General features: G+C 56.2%; 14 protein-coding genes. 7 read left to right on the top strand and 7 right to left on the bottom strand.

Features of this window, described 5'->3' with window-relative positions; all coding sequences use genetic code 11:
• Nucleotides 1-11: 11 nt before the first annotated feature.
• Together ALIPUT_RS07340 and ALIPUT_RS12785 are read left to right on the top strand one after the other, a co-directional pair.
• Nucleotides 12-1,130: a peptidoglycan DD-metalloendopeptidase family protein gene (locus ALIPUT_RS07340; protein ID WP_004329210.1), complete on the top strand. Its 1,119-nt coding sequence runs from the start codon at nt 12-14 to the stop codon at nt 1,128-1,130.
• 145 nt (nt 1,131-1,275) lie between these two features.
• The gene (locus tag ALIPUT_RS12785; protein WP_004329209.1) at nt 1,276-1,437 is read left to right on the top strand and encodes a hypothetical protein; all 162 of its coding nucleotides are present in this window, start codon (nt 1,276-1,278) and stop codon (nt 1,435-1,437) included.
• A gap of 133 nt (nt 1,438-1,570) precedes the next feature.
• On the opposite strand, the gene ALIPUT_RS07335 is transcribed toward ALIPUT_RS12785, so the two are convergent.
• The 5 genes from ALIPUT_RS07335 to ALIPUT_RS07315 form a co-directional block, all read right to left on the bottom strand.
• On the bottom strand, nt 1,571-2,236 hold the full coding sequence (locus tag ALIPUT_RS07335; RefSeq protein WP_004329208.1) for a YggS family pyridoxal phosphate-dependent enzyme: 666 nt from the start codon (nt 2,234-2,236) through the stop codon (nt 1,571-1,573).
• Between the two features lies 1 nt (nt 2,237).
• A complete protein-coding gene (locus ALIPUT_RS07330) occupies nt 2,238-3,611 on the bottom strand; it encodes a tryptophanase TnaA (RefSeq protein WP_004329207.1) in 1,374 nt (457 codons plus the stop codon).
• A 193-nt stretch (nt 3,612-3,804) separates the two neighbouring features.
• Nucleotides 3,805-5,169, bottom strand: a complete 1,365-nt coding sequence (locus tag ALIPUT_RS07325; protein ID WP_004329206.1) for an efflux transporter outer membrane subunit — start codon at nt 5,167-5,169, stop codon at nt 3,805-3,807.
• A complete protein-coding gene (locus ALIPUT_RS07320; RefSeq protein WP_004329205.1) occupies nt 5,166-8,297 on the bottom strand; it encodes an efflux RND transporter permease subunit in 3,132 nt (1,043 codons plus the stop codon). Before ALIPUT_RS07320 ends, ALIPUT_RS07325 begins: the two co-directional genes overlap by 4 nt.
• A 6-nt stretch (nt 8,298-8,303) precedes the next feature.
• Complete coding sequence (locus ALIPUT_RS07315; protein ID WP_022459829.1) at nt 8,304-9,428, bottom strand: efflux RND transporter periplasmic adaptor subunit; 1,125 nt, start codon at nt 9,426-9,428, stop codon at nt 8,304-8,306.
• Nucleotides 9,429-9,848: 420 nt separating this feature from the next.
• On the opposite strand from ALIPUT_RS07315, the gene ALIPUT_RS07310 reads away from it, so the two are divergent.
• Together ALIPUT_RS07310 and lpdA are read left to right on the top strand one after the other, a co-directional pair.
• Nucleotides 9,849-11,516: a dipeptidase gene (locus tag ALIPUT_RS07310; protein ID WP_004329202.1), complete on the top strand. Its 1,668-nt coding sequence runs from the start codon at nt 9,849-9,851 to the stop codon at nt 11,514-11,516.
• Between the two features lie 15 nt (nt 11,517-11,531).
• Nucleotides 11,532-12,908, top strand: a complete 1,377-nt coding sequence (lpdA, locus tag ALIPUT_RS07305) for a dihydrolipoyl dehydrogenase (RefSeq protein WP_004329201.1) — start codon at nt 11,532-11,534, stop codon at nt 12,906-12,908.
• Between the two features lie 220 nt (nt 12,909-13,128).
• Here lpdA and truA read toward each other — a convergent pair whose 3' ends face one another.
• Both truA and ALIPUT_RS07295 read right to left on the bottom strand, forming a co-directional pair.
• The gene (truA, locus tag ALIPUT_RS07300) at nt 13,129-13,926 is read right to left on the bottom strand and encodes a tRNA pseudouridine(38-40) synthase TruA (protein ID WP_050751492.1); all 798 of its coding nucleotides are present in this window, start codon (nt 13,924-13,926) and stop codon (nt 13,129-13,131) included.
• A 391-nt stretch (nt 13,927-14,317) separates the two neighbouring features.
• Nucleotides 14,318-15,745 (bottom strand): aspartate ammonia-lyase, encoded by a 1,428-nt coding sequence (locus ALIPUT_RS07295; protein ID WP_004329199.1) that lies wholly within the window; start codon nt 15,743-15,745, stop codon nt 14,318-14,320.
• 182 nt (nt 15,746-15,927) lie between these two features.
• Here ALIPUT_RS07295 and dapB point away from each other — a divergent pair, with 182 nt between their 5' ends.
• The 3 genes from dapB to ALIPUT_RS07280 are packed head-to-tail and all read left to right on the top strand — an operon-like array spanning nt 15,928 to nt 18,628.
• A complete protein-coding gene (gene dapB / locus ALIPUT_RS07290; protein ID WP_004329198.1) occupies nt 15,928-16,641 on the top strand; it encodes a 4-hydroxy-tetrahydrodipicolinate reductase in 714 nt (237 codons plus the stop codon).
• Nucleotides 16,642-16,653: 12 nt separating this feature from the next.
• Nucleotides 16,654-18,012 carry a signal peptidase I gene (gene lepB / locus ALIPUT_RS07285; protein ID WP_004329197.1) on the top strand — a complete coding sequence of 453 codons (1,359 nt, stop codon included), beginning with the start codon at nt 16,654-16,656 and terminating at the stop codon, nt 18,010-18,012.
• Nucleotides 18,013-18,025: 13 nt separating this feature from the next.
• Complete coding sequence (locus ALIPUT_RS07280; protein WP_004329196.1) at nt 18,026-18,628, top strand: IMPACT family protein; 603 nt, start codon at nt 18,026-18,028, stop codon at nt 18,626-18,628.
• Nucleotides 18,629-18,665: the final 37 nt, after the last annotated feature.

Below are 18,665 nucleotides of genomic sequence, written 5' to 3'. Positions count from 1 at the left end.
AACGACACGAAATGAAAAACCGACATATCATCGCTGCCGCCTTGCTGCTGCTCACCACGACGGCAGCGGCACAGGACCGCCATACGGAGACGGCCCCGGACACCGGTGAAAACCTGCAAACGGCACCGAATGCCGAACAGCTCCGCCAACAGATCGAAACGCTGCAACGGCAGCTCGACCTGCTCGAAAAGGGGCGGGACACCCTGGCCGCAAAGAAACCCGCGCTGCTTTCCGATCCCGTGGAACCCATCGCCAACATGAACGGAATCATCCCCCTGGACACGCTGCAAACGATCAACGAAGCGGTGAAAATCGTCATTTACAACGACAATTCGTGGAAATACGTCCGCGACAGAGAGTTTGTCAAGGACAGTTCGATCTACACCAAATACTGGGACACGGGCACGCTGTTCCCGTACAAGGAATATCCGCTGTCGGAGATGCCTGCATCGCTTGCGATCGATCTGGTGGATTCGCTCAAGTGCTATCATTATCCCCACAAGGGCAGCATCCGCTCCAAATACGGCATCCGCCATCGCCGGCGACATCAGGGAGTCGATATTCCGATTAAAACGGGCGATCCCGTTTATGCGACTTTCAACGGCCGGGTCCGCATCTCGGAGTACAACCGGGGCGGTTACGGCAACCTGATCATCGTGCGTCACGACAATGGTCTGGAAACCTACTACGGACACCTCTCCGAACGGCTCGTGCAAAGCGGCGAATGGGTCGAGGCAGGACAGATCATCGGTCTGGGCGGTTCGACGGGCCGCAGCACCGGCCCGCACCTGCATTTCGAAACCCGTTATTACGGACAGGCTTTCGACCCGGAGCGGCTGATCGACTTCGAATCGGGCATTCTGCGACGTCAGACATTCCTGCTCAAGAAATCGTTCTTCGACATCCGGTCCAACGCCGGACAGGATTTCGATGACGAGGCGGAAGTGGAAAAGGCCGACAAAAAGGAGGCTGCGGAAAGAGCCGCCGTAACTTACCACACGATCAAGTCGGGCGATACGCTCGGCGCCCTCGCACGGCGGTACGGCACGACGGTATCGAAGCTCTGTTCGCTCAACGGTATCAAATCGACCACGATCCTGCGGCTCGGACGCAAGCTCCGGGTCCGCTAAACAAACAGACGAGCCGGAACAGGGCGGGGTGTGGTATGAAACTGGCTCCGTACCGGATGATGCGACTCCGGAAACAAATTATCAAATAGCTAATAAAAATTAGGCACATCCGCTCATTACTTTTTCTTTGAACCTATGATTCCGAATGAGCGGCACACCGCGCGACCAGTCGGCGTGGGTGCTCGAAGAGTTTCCTGACCGCCCGAACGCCGTCCGTTGGACCTACCAGATTACCGACAAGGACTATAAGGAGGCCGTGCGTCAGACGCTCGAACGCTGGGCAGACCGGGACGAGGAAAAACAATAGGGCAAAAGCCTTTGCGAAACAAGGCTTTTCCCGACTTATTTCCACATAAGCGGGCCGCAGTATCGCTACTGCGGCCCGCTTTTTTACTGCCGATTCTTCCCGGCGGCACGGCCGTTTCGATATGGCTCTCGGATCATTTGGAATAATCGCGGGCGCCGAAAATCAGCGAACCGATACGCACCAGCGTCGCTCCGTATTCGAGAGCGATCCGGTAGTCGTGGGACATTCCGATCGAAAGGGTATCGAACTCCGGCCCGAAATAGGGCGACAACTCGCTCTTATACCGTTGCAAAGCGGCGAAATCCCGCCGGATGACCTGCTCGTCGCCGGTGTTGGTCGCCACGCCCATGACACCCCGCACCCGCAGGTTGGGCAGCCGTGCAAAGGCGCCGCTGCGAACGTATTCCTGCAATTCCGCCCACTCCCAGCCCGATTTGGACTCCTCGTCAGCCACGTGGATCTCCAGCAGTACGTCGATCGTACGGCCCGCAGCGGCAGCGGCTTTCTGGATCGCCTCGGCCAGCCGAACGCTGTCGAGCGAATGGATCATCGCCACGAAAGGCACGACCATCTTCACTTTATTGGTCTGCAAATGGCCGATCAGGTGCCATTCGATGTCCTTGGGAAGCTCCTCGTACTTCTGAGCCATCTCCTGAGGCCGGTTCTCTCCGAAAATCCGCTGGCCGGCTTCGTAAGCCTCCATGATCCGCTGGGCAGGGTAGGTTTTTGAAACGGCCACCAGCTCCACCTGCCCGGGCAAGGAGCTTTTGACCCGCAATATCCGATCTGCTATCGACATCCTACAATCTCTCCAATTTTACAGTGAAGTGACGCATCAATTCCGTCTCCCAGACGATTTTAACGCCTCGTTTTATTTCGTCACGACGATCGTAAACATTTTTTAGAGCCGCTGCGATTACATCCATATGATTGTTGGTATAAACACGCCGAGCGATACACAAGCGGAGCAGATCAAGGCCTCCAAAGCGATTTTCACGAGTTACAGGGTCACGGTCTGCGAGGATATAACCGATTTCACAACCACGGATACCGGCCTCCAAATACAACTCGATAGCGAGAGTTTGCGCAGGGAACTCTTCTTTCGGAACACTCGAGAGCACCTTGTCGGCATCGACAAACAGCGCATGACCTCCGACAGGTCTTTGATAGGGAATACCGTATTCATCCAAACGCGCCGCAAGATATTGAACCTGTTTGATACGTGTTTCGATATTATCAAACTCGGTATTTTCCTCAAGACCAACGGCCAAAGCCGCCATATCCCGGCCGTTCATACCTCCGTAGGTAAGATAACCTTCAAAAGGAATACAGAATTTTTTTGCACCTTCATACCAGTCTTCATGCCTGGTAGCAATAAAACCGCCCATATTTACGAGGCCGTCTTTCTTGGAGGACATAGTCATGCCATCAGCCAAAGAAAACATCTCCTTTACGATCTCCTTGATGGTCTTGTCCGCATACCCGTCCTCCCGGGTCTTGATGAAATAGGCATTCTCCACGAAGCGTGCCGAATCGAAAATAACACGTTTGCCGTATTTGTCCGCAAGGGCGCGCACCTCCCGCAGGTTTTGCATGGAAACAGGCTGGCCACCGGCGGTATTATTGGTGACTGTCACGATGATGAAAGGAATTTTGTCCTTATATTGCTTCAGGGCTGTTTCCAGTTTTGCAGGATCGACATTGCCTTTGAACGGCACTTCCAATTGGGTGTCTTTCGCCTCATCTACAGTACAATCGAGCGCTACGGCTTTACGGCTCTCTATATGCCCCTTTGTCGTATCAAAATGCGAGTTGCCCGGGACAATATCTCCGTTATGCACCAGATGACTGAAAAGAACATTCTCTGCGGCTCGTCCCTGATGGGTCGGAATTACATATTCAAATCCGGTCAGCCGGGTAATGGTATCTTTCAACAGAAAGAAAGATGAAGAGCCGGCATAACTCTCATCTCCCATCATCATCGCCGCCCATTGGCGGTCGCTCATCGCACCCGTACCCGAATCGGTAAGGCAATCGATATAAACTTGATCCGCTTTTAATTGAAATAAATTGTAGTGAGCTTCTTTGATCCATTTTTCACGTTCTTGTCGCGTACTTTTACGGATAGGTTCAACCATTTTAATTTTCCATGATTCAGCAAAAGGCAGTTCCATAATATAATTTTTTACTAATTAATAGAATTAAAAAAAGATTTTTATTAGTACATACGCTAACAAAGATAGTGAAATTTGCGATATTAAAAAAGAAAGAAGAAGTAAAAATTTGTTTTGATTCTTCTTTCTTTTACAGGCAGACCTACAGCACGGAGCGGGACAACCGCTCTTCCGGCCGGTAAGCCGGCGACGGCTACCAACCGCCGCCCAACGCCTTGAACAGATTCACATAATTGATATACTGTTGAGCTACGAGGTTCACATACTCCATCTGCGACTGGTACATGTTTCGTTCGGCGTCGATCACGTCCAGATAGGCCGACATACCATTGCGGTAGAGCGAATTGGTCATCGTGGCGATCTCGATATTGGCCCGGAGCAACCGGGCGTAATTCTCGGCCTGGCTGCGGTAGGTAGCGATGTCGAGCAGACTCTTTTCCACATCGCCCAACGCTTCGAGCACGGTCTCCTCATAGGCGAACACACTCTGATAATATCGCTCCCTGGCAACCTGCTCCTGCCGCTTGAGCTTGCCGAAATTAAAGATCGGCTGCACAAGCGACCCGACGGCCGACCACGCCCACGAATGACCGTCGGAAATACCTTCGATCGAACTGGAAACGATACCCCCGGCTCCGGTCAGCGTAATCGACGGAAAACGCTTGCTACGGGCAAGCCCCACGTTCGCGGCCGCCTCATCCATGTTGAACGAAGCCTCCATGATGTCGGGACGCCGCTCGAGCAATTCCGAAGGAAGTCCGACGGGAATATCCATTACCTGATAATTGTCCAGCAAGGCATCGTCGAAAGTTTCGTCCCCGAAATAGGAGGGATTCTCGCCGAGCAGGACACAAAGGGCCAGACGCGACTGCTCGACGGCACGCTGATACTGCGGAATATCGGCCTCGGCCTGATAGACGAGGCTCATGGCTTGCTGAAGGGCCACGCCGTTGGACATGCCGTAACGGGCGAGCGAATCCACGAGCGCCGCCGACTCCCGGCGCAGCACATAGCTCTGCCGGGCGATCCGCAGGTCGCGGGTGTATTGAAGCACGGTAAAATAGGAGGTGGCGACTTCCGCCGTCAGCGACAGCATCACGCCCCGATAGCCCCACTCCGAAGAGTAGAGAGCTGCCTTAGCCGCCCGGTTAGCGCTGCGGAGTGTTCCGAAAAGGGGTACTTCCCAGGAAATCGACGGTTCGATCGTATATTGTTGGGTCGTACCGGTCGGCTCGGTATAGTTTCCCTGTGCCGAAAGATTCAATCCGACCGACGGCAGGAAAGGCGCACGGGCCACGGCGATATTGGCGCGAGCTTCGAAGATGCGCGAAGCCGCCTGCGCCAGATTGCGGTTGTTCTCGAGCGCGTGCTCCACCAGGCGATTGAGCGTCGAATCCCCGAAAATCTCCCACCAGGCGAAAGGCAGCGACACCGAATCCTGCGGGAAATCGCCCGCGAAGCGATAATTCTCAGGCACTTCGACCTGCGCGTCGTAGAGTTTCGGAGTGCACGATGCCAGTGCGGCAGCGAACAGAATGATTGCAAAGTATCGTTTCATGACTCTTTTTGTTTTAACTCCCGCTTGTGTTCGAACTTGCCGACACGGGCAACCAGATAATACAGAGCAGGGTAAATGAAAATGCCCAGCATCGTGGCGAGCAACATACCGCCCACCAGAGCCATACCCATAATATTGCGGGCCGTAGCATAGACTCCGCTGGCGAAGATCAGCGGCATGACGCCCAGGATGAACGAGAAGGCGGTCATCATGATCGGCCGCATACGCAGCCTCGCCGCCTCGATCGTCGCGGCCTTCAGGTCCATGTTCTTCTCGAAGAAGAGCTGATCGGCATATTCCACGACCAAAATGGCATTCTTGGCCGAAAGACCGATCAGCATGACCAACGAGATCTGCATGTAGATATTATTGATAAACTCAGGGCTGACCAGGTACGCCGCACCGACAAATAACAGTGCGCCGAGCACCGCGAGCGGGACACTCAACAGGATCGCCAGCGGCAGCCCCCAGCTGTTGTAGAGGGCCGAAAGAGTCAGGAACACGAAGACAATAGCCAGCAGGTAAACGGCGCCGCTGCTACCCGAAGCCGTCTTTTCCTGATAGGATAAGCCGCTCCAGGTGGTTCCGACCGCCTCGGGTAGCACGTCGGCGGCCACCGCTTCGATGGCGTCCATCGCCTGACCGGTCGAAACTTTCGCGGCGGGATTGACCGTCAGCTCGATCGACCGGTAGAGGTTGAACTGCGAGACGAATTCGACACCCGTAGTATCCCGTACGGTCGTGAACGACGAAACGGGAATCGAGTTGCCCTGACCGTCGTCCACGAAATAGCTTTCGAGCGAATACTTGTCACGACGGTACTCGGGCGCAGCCTGGATATAAGTCTGGTAAAGTTTTCCGAACCGGTTGAAATTGTTGATATAGGAACCGCCGAGCAGAGTGCTCATCGTCTTGTAGAAACTCCGGAGCGGCACGCCCTGTGCCAGCGCTTTCTCCTTATCGACTTCGATTCGCCGCTGGGGGATGCCGGCGTTGAACTGGGTGGTCACGGAGCCGATCTGCGGCTGCTTGCGCAGCGAATCCATGAAGCGCATGGTTTCGTCCGCCAGGAACTCCGTACCCCGGCCTTCAAGATCCTGTACCTGCAACGTAATGCCGGACGTTACGCCCAAACCGGGGATCGATGGCGAGATAAAGGCGTAGCTGACGGCCTCGGGAACTGCCACGTACAACTCCTCCGTCAAGGCGGAAGCGATCTGAGAAGAGGTCTTGCTGCGCTGGCTGTAATCGACCAGCTTCACGAAGATAATACCGCTGTTGCTCGAAGCGATACCCGCCAGCATATTGAAACCGGCGGCAAAGGAGGTCGCCTCGACATCCGGACGCTGCCGGACGAGTTCATCGACCCGCTGCATCGCCTTGACGGTGGTTTGCAGGGATGAAGCCTCGGGCGTCTGCACGAAGACCATGACATACCCCTGATCCTCGTCGGGCAGGAAGCCCGAAGGCAGGAAGTGCCAGATCACGGCGATAGCGGCAAGGGTTACGGCGACGATTCCTCCGGTACGCTTCAGGTGACCGATAAAACGGGTGGTAGCCGATGTGTATTCTTCGGTACGTTTGCCGAACCAGCGGTTGAAAGCGGCGAAGAATCCCTTCTGCACCTTCGGGCGCGGCTTGAGCAGCAACGCGCACAGCGCAGGCGAAAGGGTGAGGGCATTGAACGAAGAGATGCAGACCGATACGGCGATCGAGATCGAGAACTGCTGGAACAGCAGACCCGTGATACTCCCCATGAACGATACGGGAATAAACACGGCCAGCAGTACGACGGTCGTAGCGACGATCGGCGACGAGACGCTGTGCATCGCTTCGACGGTCGCCTGCTTCGCACTCAGCCCCTTCTCGATATTGACCTGCACGGCCTCGACCACCACGATCGCGTCATCGACCACCAGGCCGATGGCCAGCACCATACCCAACAGCGAGATGATATTGATCGAGAACCCGAGTAGCGGGAAGAGCGCGAAAGCGCCGATGATCGACACCGGAATCGCCAGCAGCGGGATGAGCGTCGCACGCCAGTCCTGCAGGAAGAGGAAGATGATGGCGATCACCAGAATCAGAGCGATAATGAGCGTGACGAAAATATCCTTCACGCCGGCTTCGATACTGGTCGTGGCATCGACCATCGAAGTATAGGTAATGCCATCGGGGAAGCGCTTGGAAAGGCGCTCCATTTCGGCCTTGACCGAATTGCCCACATCGACGGCATTGCTGCCCGGTTGCTGATAAATGACAAGCAGGGCGGTCGGGTCGCTATTGAAGAGCGATTCGACACCGTACTGGCGGCTGCCGAGAGCCACGTCAGCAATATCGCTCAACCGAACCTGCTCGCCTTCGGGAGTGGTGGAGATAATGATGTCGCCGAACTGCTCCGCATCGTAGATCTGGGGCGGCATGGTCACCGTATAGGTATAAGTCACGTCGCCCGCAGCGGGTTCCCCGCCGAACTTGCCCGCCGGAAAGATGCCGCCCTGCGCTTCGACAGCCGCAAAAACCTCGTCGAGCGAGATCTTGTAGTAATCCAACAGGTCGGGCTTCAGCCAGATACGCATGGCGTATTCACCGGCGCCCATAATGTCCACCTTACCTACGCCGTCGATCTTCAACAGTTCGTTCTGGATGTTGATATAGGCGTAGTTGGAGAGAAAATCGCCGGTGTAGCGTCCGTCGCTGGTGAGCGAATAGACGATCAGAAAGCCGGTCATGGTCTTGCGCGTGGTGACGCCCTGCTGGGTCACCGACGCGGGAAGTTGCGAAAGGGCCGTCGAAACATTGTTCTGCGTAAAAATAGCGTCCATGTTCGGATCGGATCCGATATCGAAGGTCACCTGCAGATTCATCGACCCGTCGTTGGCGCTCGTAGCCTGCATATAGAGCATATCGCTGACACCCATGATGCTCTGCGAAACGGGCGTGGCGACCGCATTGTTCACGGTTTCGGCATCGGCACCGGGATAGGTCGTCGAAACTTCGACGACAGGAGGCGTAATGTCGGGATACTGCTCGATCGGCAGGTCGAATATAGAAATGATACCCAGCAGCACGATAGCTGCCGCCAGCGCAATGGCGAAAATGGGCCGCGCGATGAAAAATTTTCCCATACCTGCCTATTTTTTAACGGGAACGACCCGCATTCCCTGACGAAGTTTCTGCAAACCGGTCACAGCGACCGTTTCTCCCGGTTCCAGGCCCGACTCGATGGCCCACATTCCGCCGAACGTCTCGCCCGGCGTAACCTTGCGGTATTCGGCCGTGCTGTCCGGCCGGATTACCCAGACCGACGATACGTCGAGAGTCTGCACGACACTCTGCTGCGGCACCAGTACACGGGGCAGCTTCGCCCCGATATTGGCTTCGACACGCGCGAACTGTCCGGTCTTGAGCCGGTAGGAAGGATTCGGGAAGCGGACGATCAGCACGATCGTCCCCGTAGCCGAAGATACGGCCGTCCGGGTGTAATCGTACTTGCCGAAAAGCGGATAGCGGGTACCGTCCGCCTCGTAAAGCACGATCTCCGAAAGCAGTTCGGCGTTGTCGTAGATATTCGTCCGATTGCTGTCCAACCGAAGGAATTGCGTCATCGGAATCGCAATGGGGACCTGGACCGTATCAATATTCATAATCGTGGTGAGGGTCGGAATTTGCGTACCCGGACCGACATAATCACCGACGGAGCCGTTCGAAGATTCGATAATGCCGTCTATCTGTGCATAGATCTTCGTGTAGCCCAGATTGAGCTGGGCATTCCGCAGAGCCTGCCGGGCCGACTTCACGTCGGCCTCCGAAGCGGCGTACTGCGCCGTATATTGGTCGAGTTGCGTACCGCTGATGGCATTGATCTTGGCCAGCGGCACCGCCCGGTCGAAATTGTTCTTGGCTTCGAGCGCCAGCGCACGGCTCGACTCCAGAGCCGCTTGAGCCGAAAGCAGGGCAGTGTAATACTCACTGTCGTCGATTTCGAAAATCAACTGACCCTTGCGCACGGGCATACCTTTTTTATAGTGCCGGGCTACGAGAAACCCGCTCACACGGGGTTCGACCACCACTTCGTTATCGCTGTTGATCTGGGAAATGAAGCTCCGCCGCGTATAGAGCAAATCGAACTCGGCGACAGCGATTTCGATCTCCATCGGCGGCATCTGCCCGGTATGTCCGGAACGGGAACCGCAGGAAACCGCGAGCAAAGAGAGCGCGAGCAGGATAAAGGGAATTGAAGACGATCTGTAACACATAGTTTCTGCATTTTTCGAAATACACGGCAAGTTATGTGCCTCAACTTGCGGTCAATTCAAATTTTTCGGAGAATAATGTCCCTTTCGGCCCCTCAGGGCGAGCCGGGAGCCCGAATCCGCCCCCCGGCAGGAGCACAGCGGACAGCCGCTCCCGCCTCCCGTCGAAAAACATCCCGTCGCATCCGAAACGAACGAACCGGCCGGACAACATCCGGCATAAATGCTCCCGACGCATCCCGTCCCGGTTTTTACGATACCGGTTGAATTCCGGAAAAAGGGATGCGGCTGGTTTTGTTTTATTTCCGGTTTATGCTATCTTTGCGAAAATAACTTTTGCCCGGACCGGCCGTATTCCGGAAACACGGAACCGCATCGTTCAAGGAATACGCGCCGTTCTCACTCAAAATAAAAAATTCTCGCATGAAAAAACTATTCCGAACCCTGTTTGCCGCAGCCCTGTGCTGTCTGACATTCAAGGCGACAGACGCCTGCACCAACTTCATCATCACCCGGGGAGCCTCCTCGGACGGCTCGGTGATGGTCTCCTACGCCGCCGACTCCCACCAGCTCTACGGCGCACTCTACAAAACCTTCGCCGGGCGCTACAAACCCGGCACGATGCTCCCGGTCTATGACTGGGACTCGGGCCGCTACCTGGGAGAAATTCCGCAAGCGGCACAAACATACGCCACGATCGGCAACATGAACGAACATTCGCTCATCATCGCCGAATCGACCTACGGCGGACGCGAGGAGCTGGCCGATTCGACGGGTCGCATCGATTACGGCTCGCTCATCTACATCACCCTGCAACGCGCCAAGACTGCCCGCGAAGCGATCCGGATCATCGTGGATCTGGCCAACACCTACGGCTACGCTTCGAGCGGCGAATCCTTCTCGATCGCCGACCAGAACGAAGCCTGGATCATGGAGCTGATCGGCAAGGGCTGCGAGCTCGATGCCGAGGGTAACAACACCCGCAAGGGCATCGTCTGGGTAGCTCGCCGCATTCCCGACGGATACGTTTCGGCACACGCCAACCAGTCGCGCATCACGACTTTCCCGCTCGACGATCCCGAGAACTGCCTCTACGCTCCCGACGTGATCTCCTTCGCCCGTGAAAAGGGCTATTTCAACGGCCCGGACGAGGAGTTCAGCTTCTGCGATGCCTACGCTCCGGCCGATTTCGGCACGGTGCGCGGATGCGATGCCCGCGTGTGGGCGTTCTTCCGCACCGTAGCGGACGACATGGATCAATACACGGACTATGCAATGGGATACAACATGTCCAACCGGATGCCCCTCTGGGTGAAACCCCGCACCAAAGTCGATCCCAAGACCGTTTTCGACGCCATGCGCGACCACTACGAAGGAACTCCGATGGACATGACCCAGGACATCGGTGCGGGCGGACATGCCCTGCCGTACCGCTGGCGCCCGATGGATTTCGAAGTGGACGGCGTAACCTACCTGAACGAGCGTGCGGTAGCAACCCAGCAGACCGGATTCTGGTTCGTGGCACAGGCCCGGCCCTGGCTGCCGGACGACATGGGCATCCTCTGGTTCGGGGTGGACGACGCAGCGACATCCTGCCTGACGCCGATCTACTGCTCGGCAACCGAGGTTCCCGAATGTTTCCGCGAGGGCAACGGCACGATGCTCAAATATTCGCCCACGTCGGCATTCTGGCTCTTCAACCGCGTAACCAACTTCGCCTATCTGCGTTACGATCTGATCGCGGCCGACATCCGCAAGGTGGTTGACGAGTGGGAGAATACCCGTTTGGAGGAGGTCAAACAGATCGACGCAGCCACAGAGGGCGACTCGCCCAAGAAACGGCAGAAACGGCTTACCCGTTATTCGGTGGATATGGCCCGGCAACTCTTCGACCGCTGGACGGAACTCGACCGGTACCTGCTCGTCAAATACATCGACGGCAACCTGAAGAGCGAAACCGAACCGGGTAAATTCCTCGACAACGGCAACGGGCGCGACATTCCCGACAAGATCCAGTTCCCGGGCTATAACGAAAAGTGGAAACGCGCCGTAGTAGCCGACCACGGTGAAGTGCTGAAAGTAATTCAATAAACACATACAAAAAATATGAAATACGATATCATTGTGATCGGCAGCGGTCCGGGCGGTTACGTAGCCGCCATCCGCGCTGCTCAACTGGGTAAGAAAGTGGCTGTCGTAGAGCGTGCCGAGGCCGGCGGCGTATGCCTCAACTGGGGTTGCATCCCGACCAAAGCGCTGCTCAAGAGCGCCCAGGTTTACAACTATTGCAAGTCGGCCGAACATTACGGACTCAACTTCGCAGGCGAAGTGCGGCCCAACCTCGAAAAGATCGTAGCCCGCTCGCGCGGCGTGGCCGAAACGATGAACAAAGGCGTGTTGTTCCTGCTCAAAAAGAACAACGTGGAGCTGATCAACGGCTTCGCAAAACTGAAAGGAAACGGCCGGATCGACGTGGACGGCACGGAGTACGAAGCCGACCACATCATCCTCGCCACCGGAGCACGGCCCCGCGAAATGCCGTTCATGCCCATCGACGGAGAGCACGTGATCTCCTCGAAGCAGGCGCTCGTACTGCCCAAACTGCCCGAAACGATGATCGTCGTGGGATCGGGTGCCATCGGCAGCGAGTTCGCTTATTTTTATGCCGCACTGGGTGTGAAGGTCACCATCGTCGAATATCTGCCCCAGATCATGCCCCTCGAAGACGAAGAGGTCGCCAAGACTATGGAACGCGCTTTCCGCAAGTTGAGAGCGACGATCCTCACCTCGACCACCGTGAAATCGGTGAAAGTAAACGCCGAAGGCAAGTGCGACGTCGAGATCGAAGGCAAGAAGGGCGCAGAGACGCTGGTTGCCGACATCGTCCTCTCGGCCGTCGGCATCAAATCCAACATCGAAGGCATCGGCCTGGAAGAGTTGGGTATCAAGACCGAGCGCGACAAAGTCCTCGTCGATAAACAGTACCGCACCAACGTACCGGGCGTTTATGCCATCGGCGACATCGTACCCGGCCCGGCCCTGGCGCACGTAGCGTCGGCCGAGGCGCTCTGCTGCGTGAATGCCATCTGCGGCGTACATTCCGAGCCGGTGGATTACACGACGATTCCCTCGTGCGTATTCACCTCGCCAGAAGTGGCTTCGGTCGGTATGACCGAGCAGCAGGTCAAGGAGAAGGGCATCGACTACAAAGTGGGACGCTTCCCCTTCACCGCTTCGGGCAAAGCGACCGCCGCAGGCGACCGCGACGGCTTCGTAAAACTGATCTTCGACCAGAACGACAAGCTGCTGGGCGCACATCTGGTGGGAGCGAACGTAACCGAAATGCTGGCCGAGCCGACGCTTGCCAAATCGCTGGGAGCGACGGCGCAGCAAATTGCACACACAATCCACGCACACCCGACCATGAACGAAGGAGTTATGGAGGCGGCCGAGGTAGCTCTGGGTGCCGCGATCCACGTATAAATCGAAAATTACCGCAATGCGAACGGGGACGGCCTGCACAGGATCGTCCCCGTTTCATTTGCATACGCCCGTCAAGGAGTAATCGATAACACCGAAGGAATCATGGCCCCGGGACGATCGGCGATTGAATGAAAAGAAAAGCGGCCGAACGAAACAATCGAAGAGAAAACCGCCCGAACATAAGGGAAAACAGGCTGCCGGATCGAAGCGAAGGCGGCCTCTACTTTTCCACCGATGAAAAATAGCGGAGAGCGGGCAGCCGGGTTTCCCGCACGAATACTTCCGGCGGATAGAGCACATCGCTCAGGAAAAGGCCCTGGGCGGGTGCTCCGGCACTCGACCGCGAAAGATCGCGGCTGGCGACGATGTCGCGGAACTGTTCAACGGTATAACGTCCCCGGCCCACATCGACCAGCGTGCCGACGATAGCCCGCACCATATTCCGCAGAAAGCGGTCCGCACGAATCGTAAAGCAAAGCGTACCGTCCCGGCCGACCGTCCAGTCGGCCCGTTTGAGATGGCAGATATTGGTCTTGTTGTCGGAATTGAGTTTGGCGAAGGAGGTAAAGTCCTCATACTCCATCAGAACGTCGGCCGCACGGTTCATCGCCGCCACGTCCAGAGGGACGTAATATTGCCAGGAAGCGGCTCGTGTAAAGGGATTCTTGCGCGGTTCGATATAATAGCGGTACTCCCGCTCCCGGGCACTGAAACGGGCGTGGGCATCGGCCGCGACCGGCACGATACGGCTTACGGCGATATCGCCGGGAAGCATATGGTTGAGCTTGAAAACGACCTGTTCCGGATCGGCGACGGGAGAGGAAGTGTCGAAATGCGCCACGTAATAGGAGGCATTCACTCCCGTATCGGTGCGTCCGGCACCGGTCAACAGAATCGGTTCACGGAGCAGGGTAGAGATTGCCCCTTCGATCGTCTGCTGTACCGACGGCATATCGGGCTGCCGCTGCCAACCGCAATAGGCTCCGCCGTTGTATCTCAATTCGATAAAATAACGCATCGTTTTTCCATTTATCACATCTTGCAGGCAGTCCCCGCATTTCGGGAGGAATCCCAGCCGGCTCGTCCCGAATCTTTCGATCCCGAGCCGAGAATCACGGCTGATCGGATCTCCATTCGCAAAAAGAATCCGAACCCATGATACTCTGCAAAGATAGTGAAAGGTGAGAGCAATCGTGCGGGCTTGCACGCAAAGATTGCCGAACCGCCTCCCATCTTCCGCAAAGATAGTGAAAGCCGACAGAAAACGGGCACTTGTTCCCAGTTTTCCGAGACGCAACCTATTTAAGACTATGTCAAAGATAATAAAATCCGGAACGCCAACTCCGCTCCATAAAAAACGAGGTCGAAACCCGATAGGATTTCGACCCCGCATCTATACTATCCCGCGATTATTTGCGCGGCTTGATGTTCAGTTTCACCGGACGAATCATATTCTCGGGCTTGAGAATCGTGTCAAGCTCCTCCTTCGAGAGAATACCGTGCTCGAGCACCAGATCATAGACGCCGCGGCCCGTAGCGAGAGCCTCCTTAGCGATCTTGGTCGAATTCTTGTAACCGATGATCGGGTTGAGAGCCGTCACCACGCCGATACTGTTCTTCACGTAATCGGCACAGCGCTCGCGGTTGGCCGTGATGCCGTCCACGCAGAGCGTGCGGAGCGTATCGAAGCCGTTCATCAGCAACTCGGCGGACTCGAAATCGCACTGGGCCATCACCGGCTCCATGGCGTTGAGCTCCATCTGGGCCGCCTCGCCGCTCATCGTAACGCACAGCTCGTTGCCGATCACCTTGTAGGCGATCTGGTTCATTACCTCGGGGATCACGGGGTTCACCTTACCCGGCATGATCGACGATCCCGGCTGACGGGCCGGCAGGTTGAACTCGGCCAGACCGCAGCGGGGGCCCGAAGCCAGCAGGCGCAGGTCGTTGCAGATTTTGTTCATCTTCACGGCGACACGCTTCATGGCGGAAGCGTAACCGACCAGGCACGAAGTATCGGACGTAGCGCCTACCAAGTCGCCCGTCAAACGGATCTTCCAGCCGGTGATCCGAGCGATGTTCTCGGTGCACAGCTCGGCATAGCCCGGCTCGGCGCAGATACCCGTACCGATCGCCGTAGCACCCATATTGATCGTCAGGAAATCCTCGGCAGCTTCGTTCAGGTGAACGATCTCATCGCGCAGGATGCTGGCGAAACCGTGGAAAGTCTGGCCCAAAGTCATCGGCACGGCGTCTTCGAGCTGCGTGCGGCCCATCTTGAGGACATCGGCGAACTCCGCAGCCTTCTTTTCGAAGGATTCGATCAGTTGCTTCAGGTGCTCGACCAGCTTCAGATGCGTAGCGTACATACCCAGGTGAATAGCCGTCGGGTAGGCGTCGTTGGTCGATTGCGCACAGTTCACGTCGTCGTTGGGCGAGCAGTACTGGTATTCGCCGTACTGATGGCCCATGATCTCCAACGCGCGGTTGGCGATCACTTCGTTGGCGTTCATGTTGGTCGTCGTACCGGCACCGCCCTGGATCATATCCACGGGGAATGCGTCGTGGTGCTTGCCGTCCATGATCTCGCGGCAGGCCTGTGCGATCGCATTGAACTTCTCGTCGGTGAGCAGCCCCAGCTTGTGATTGGCTTCCGCAGCTCCCAGCTTGGTAATGGCGAGTCCCTTGATGAAGAGGGGATACTCGTTCAAATGGAATTTGCTGATTCGAAAGTTCTCGATACCCCGCAGGGTCTGGACACCGTAAAGTACGTCGGCAGGCAACTCTACGCTGCCGAGCAGGTCGCTCTCCGTACGCATTTTCTGATTATTTGCCATAATACTTATAATTTATAATTGTTTTTGACGTTTAAGTTTCGATCCGTCGCGAATTTAATTCGACAAAATTAACACTTTATTTTCAATTCGTGCCAACAAACCATATAAACTTGAAACTATTTTTTATTTCGGCGGCGAATAGCTATATTTGCGATAATATACCGTAAAATCCCCTTCAGCCAATGAAAGCAGCGATCATCGGACACGGCAAAATGGGCCGTGAAATCGAAAAAATACTCCTCGAAAGGGGACACCGTATCGGCGCCGTCATCGACGAGGCGAACGCATCGGAACTGGATGCCGCACACCTGGCCGGCATCGACGTAGCACTGGAGTTCACGACCCCCGACGCGGCCTACGGCAACATCCGGGCGTGCATCGACGCAGGGATTCCGGTCGTCAGCGGCACGACGGGCTGGACAAATCGTCTGGAGGAGTTGCGCAGCTATTGCCGGGAAAAAGGCGGTGCGCTCTTCTACGCCTCGAACTACTGCCTGGGCGTCAACCTGATGTTCCGCCTCAACCGCAGGCTGGCCCGGATGATGGAGCGCTTCGACGCCTACGACGTACGGATCGAAGAGATTCACCACACACAGAAAAAGGATGCTCCGAGCGGCACGGCCATCACGCTGGCAGAAGGGATCATCAGCGAAATCGGGCGGAAGACGGGCTGGGTGAATGAACCCAGCGACGATCTTTCGCAAATCGTCGTCACCTCCCTGCGCGAAGGAGCGGTTCCGGGTACACACACGGTAACTTACGAATCGGACGACGACCGGATCGAACTCAAACATACGATCAAAAACCGCCGGACACTGGCTCTGGGCGCCGTCGTCGCTGCGGAGTTCCTCTGCGGCAAAAAGGGTGTCTATACGATGGACGACCTGCTGAAATAAACGATACAGAACATGGGAAAAATCAAAGCTTTCTTCCGCAACAAATGGGTGGGATTCACCCTGGCAAGTATTTTATACATCCTCTGGTTCGTCCTCTGGACGGGCAACTGGTGGCTGCTGCTGGGCGAAATCGTCATCTTCGACCTTTATATCACGCGTTATTTCTACAAGTACGTCTGGCGGCACAACGCCGAGATGTGCAAGAAAAGCAAAAGTTACAAAGCCGTTTACGAATGGGTGAATGCGATCATTTTCGCCACCGTTGTAGCGTCGCTGGTACACATCTTCTTCTTTCAGATGTACGTGATTCCCTCGTCGTCGATGGAGAAATCGCTGCTGGTCGGGGACTATCTCTACGTCAGCAAGGTAGCCTACGGTCCCCAGATGCCCAATACCCCGGTGGCATTTCCGTTCGTACACCATACGATGCCTTTTTCGAAAACCAAAAAATCGTTCTCCGAAAGCGTCAAATGGCCTTATCACCGCCTCAAGGGACTGGGCCGAATCGAGCGCAACGACGTAGTGGTATTCAACTTTCCGGCAGGCGATACGGTGCTGCTCGAACGACAGGACGTTTCGTACTACGACGTGCTGCGGCAATATCAGCAAACTTTCGGACATCAGGCCGGCCGCGAACGGCTGATGCAGGAATACACGGTCATCACGCGCCCGGTGGACAAGCGTGAAAACTACATCAAACGCTGCATCGGCCTCCCGGGGGATTCGATACGAATCGAGGAAACGGCGGTTTACGTCAATGGAAAGCCGCAGGAGCCCGTCGCCGGAAAACAGTTCATGTATCTGGTGGAAACCACCTCGCCGATCACCCAATACGCACTCGACAATCTGGGTATCACCGAATGGAGCAACAAGGGCACGCTCTACTACATGGCGCTCACCGACGAAAACGCCGCAGAACTGGAGAAGCTGGACAACGTCGCTTCCGTACAGAAATACATCGCCCGCAGTCCCAATTTCGATGTCTTTCCGCAGGATCGCCGCTATGCGTGGAATCAGGACAACTATGGCCCGATCTGGATTCCCCAAGCGGGAACGGCCGTTGCGCTGACGGCCGACAACCTGCCCCTGTACCGGCGGATTATCGAAACGTACGAAGGCAACGACCTGCGTGTGGACGAAGAAGGGAAGATCTTCATCAACGGCGAACAGACCGACACCTATACTTTCCGGATGAACTATTACTGGATGATGGGCGACAACCGCCACAATTCGGCGGACTCCCGCTTCTGGGGATTCGTTCCCGAAGACCACATCGTCGGCAAAGCCTCCTTCATCTGGCTGTCGCTGGATCCCGAAAAGAGCTTCCCCGCGAACATCCGCTGGAACAGGATGTTCACCAAAGTCAAATAAAACAAGGGTAGTCGTGACCTCGGACAGTTATCATACGCTTGCCGGGCCTGCGGAAGCCATCTACAAAGAGAAAAGCAGCAAGTTCCTCGCTTATGCCTATCCGGTCGAAAGCGAGGAGGAGATTCGCACGCTGCTCGATGCGCTGCGCAAGAAATATTACGACGCGACGCACCTCTGTTACGCGTGGCGGCTGGGTCCGCACGGCGAAACGTTCCGCGCCAACGACGACGGAGAGCCTTCGGGCACGGCGGGCAAGCCGATCCTCGGTCAGCTTCTGTCCAACGAACTGGTCAACTGCCTGATCGTCGTGGTGCGTTATTTCGGCGGTACGAAACTCGGAGTATCGGGCCTGATCGGTGCCTACAAGGAGTCGGCGGCCGAAGCGATCCGAGCGGCCGAAATCGTGGAGCGGACGGTCGATACCGTCGTGGAGGTGGAGTTTTCGTACCTGGCGATGAACGACGTGATGCGCGTGGTCAAGGAAGAACAGCCCCGGGTGCTGACACAGCAGTTCGACAACCTCTGCCGAATGACGCTGGCTATCCGGCAAAGTCTCGCAGGAGGTATGATCGGCAAACTGGAAAAGATCGGGGGCGTGACCCTCGAAATGAAATAATATCGGTCCGGCCCGGAACACGCACGGCGCAGGGACC

It is taken from the genome of Alistipes putredinis DSM 17216, from assembly GCF_000154465.1.
In the GTDB taxonomy this organism is placed as follows: Bacteria; Bacteroidota; Bacteroidia; order Bacteroidales; family Rikenellaceae; genus Alistipes; species Alistipes putredinis.
This window is presented reverse-complemented; position numbering and strand designations above follow the sequence as displayed.

What these genes read in the sequence shown, in the direction of transcription:
- ALIPUT_RS07340 (WP_004329210.1), top strand. Translation starts at nt 12, where the DNA reads ATGAAAAACCGACATATCATCGCTGCCGCCTTGCTGCTGCTCACCACG.
- ALIPUT_RS12785 (WP_004329209.1), top strand. Translation starts at nt 1,276, where the DNA reads ATGAGCGGCACACCGCGCGACCAGTCGGCGTGGGTGCTCGAAGAGTTT.
- ALIPUT_RS07335 (WP_004329208.1), bottom strand. Translation starts at nt 2,236, where the DNA reads ATGTCGATAGCAGATCGGATATTGCGGGTCAAAAGCTCCTTGCCCGGG.
- ALIPUT_RS07330 (WP_004329207.1), bottom strand. Translation starts at nt 3,611, where the DNA reads ATGGAACTGCCTTTTGCTGAATCATGGAAAATTAAAATGGTTGAACCT.
- ALIPUT_RS07325 (WP_004329206.1), bottom strand. Translation starts at nt 5,169, where the DNA reads ATGAAACGATACTTTGCAATCATTCTGTTCGCTGCCGCACTGGCATCG.
- ALIPUT_RS07320 (WP_004329205.1), bottom strand. Translation starts at nt 8,297, where the DNA reads ATGGGAAAATTTTTCATCGCGCGGCCCATTTTCGCCATTGCGCTGGCG.
- ALIPUT_RS07315 (WP_022459829.1), bottom strand. Translation starts at nt 9,428, where the DNA reads ATGTGTTACAGATCGTCTTCAATTCCCTTTATCCTGCTCGCGCTCTCT.
- ALIPUT_RS07310 (WP_004329202.1), top strand. Translation starts at nt 9,849, where the DNA reads ATGAAAAAACTATTCCGAACCCTGTTTGCCGCAGCCCTGTGCTGTCTG.
- lpdA (WP_004329201.1), top strand. Translation starts at nt 11,532, where the DNA reads ATGAAATACGATATCATTGTGATCGGCAGCGGTCCGGGCGGTTACGTA.
- truA (WP_050751492.1), bottom strand. Translation starts at nt 13,926, where the DNA reads ATGCGTTATTTTATCGAATTGAGATACAACGGCGGAGCCTATTGCGGT.
- ALIPUT_RS07295 (WP_004329199.1), bottom strand. Translation starts at nt 15,745, where the DNA reads ATGGCAAATAATCAGAAAATGCGTACGGAGAGCGACCTGCTCGGCAGC.
- dapB (WP_004329198.1), top strand. Translation starts at nt 15,928, where the DNA reads ATGAAAGCAGCGATCATCGGACACGGCAAAATGGGCCGTGAAATCGAA.
- lepB (WP_004329197.1), top strand. Translation starts at nt 16,654, where the DNA reads ATGGGAAAAATCAAAGCTTTCTTCCGCAACAAATGGGTGGGATTCACC.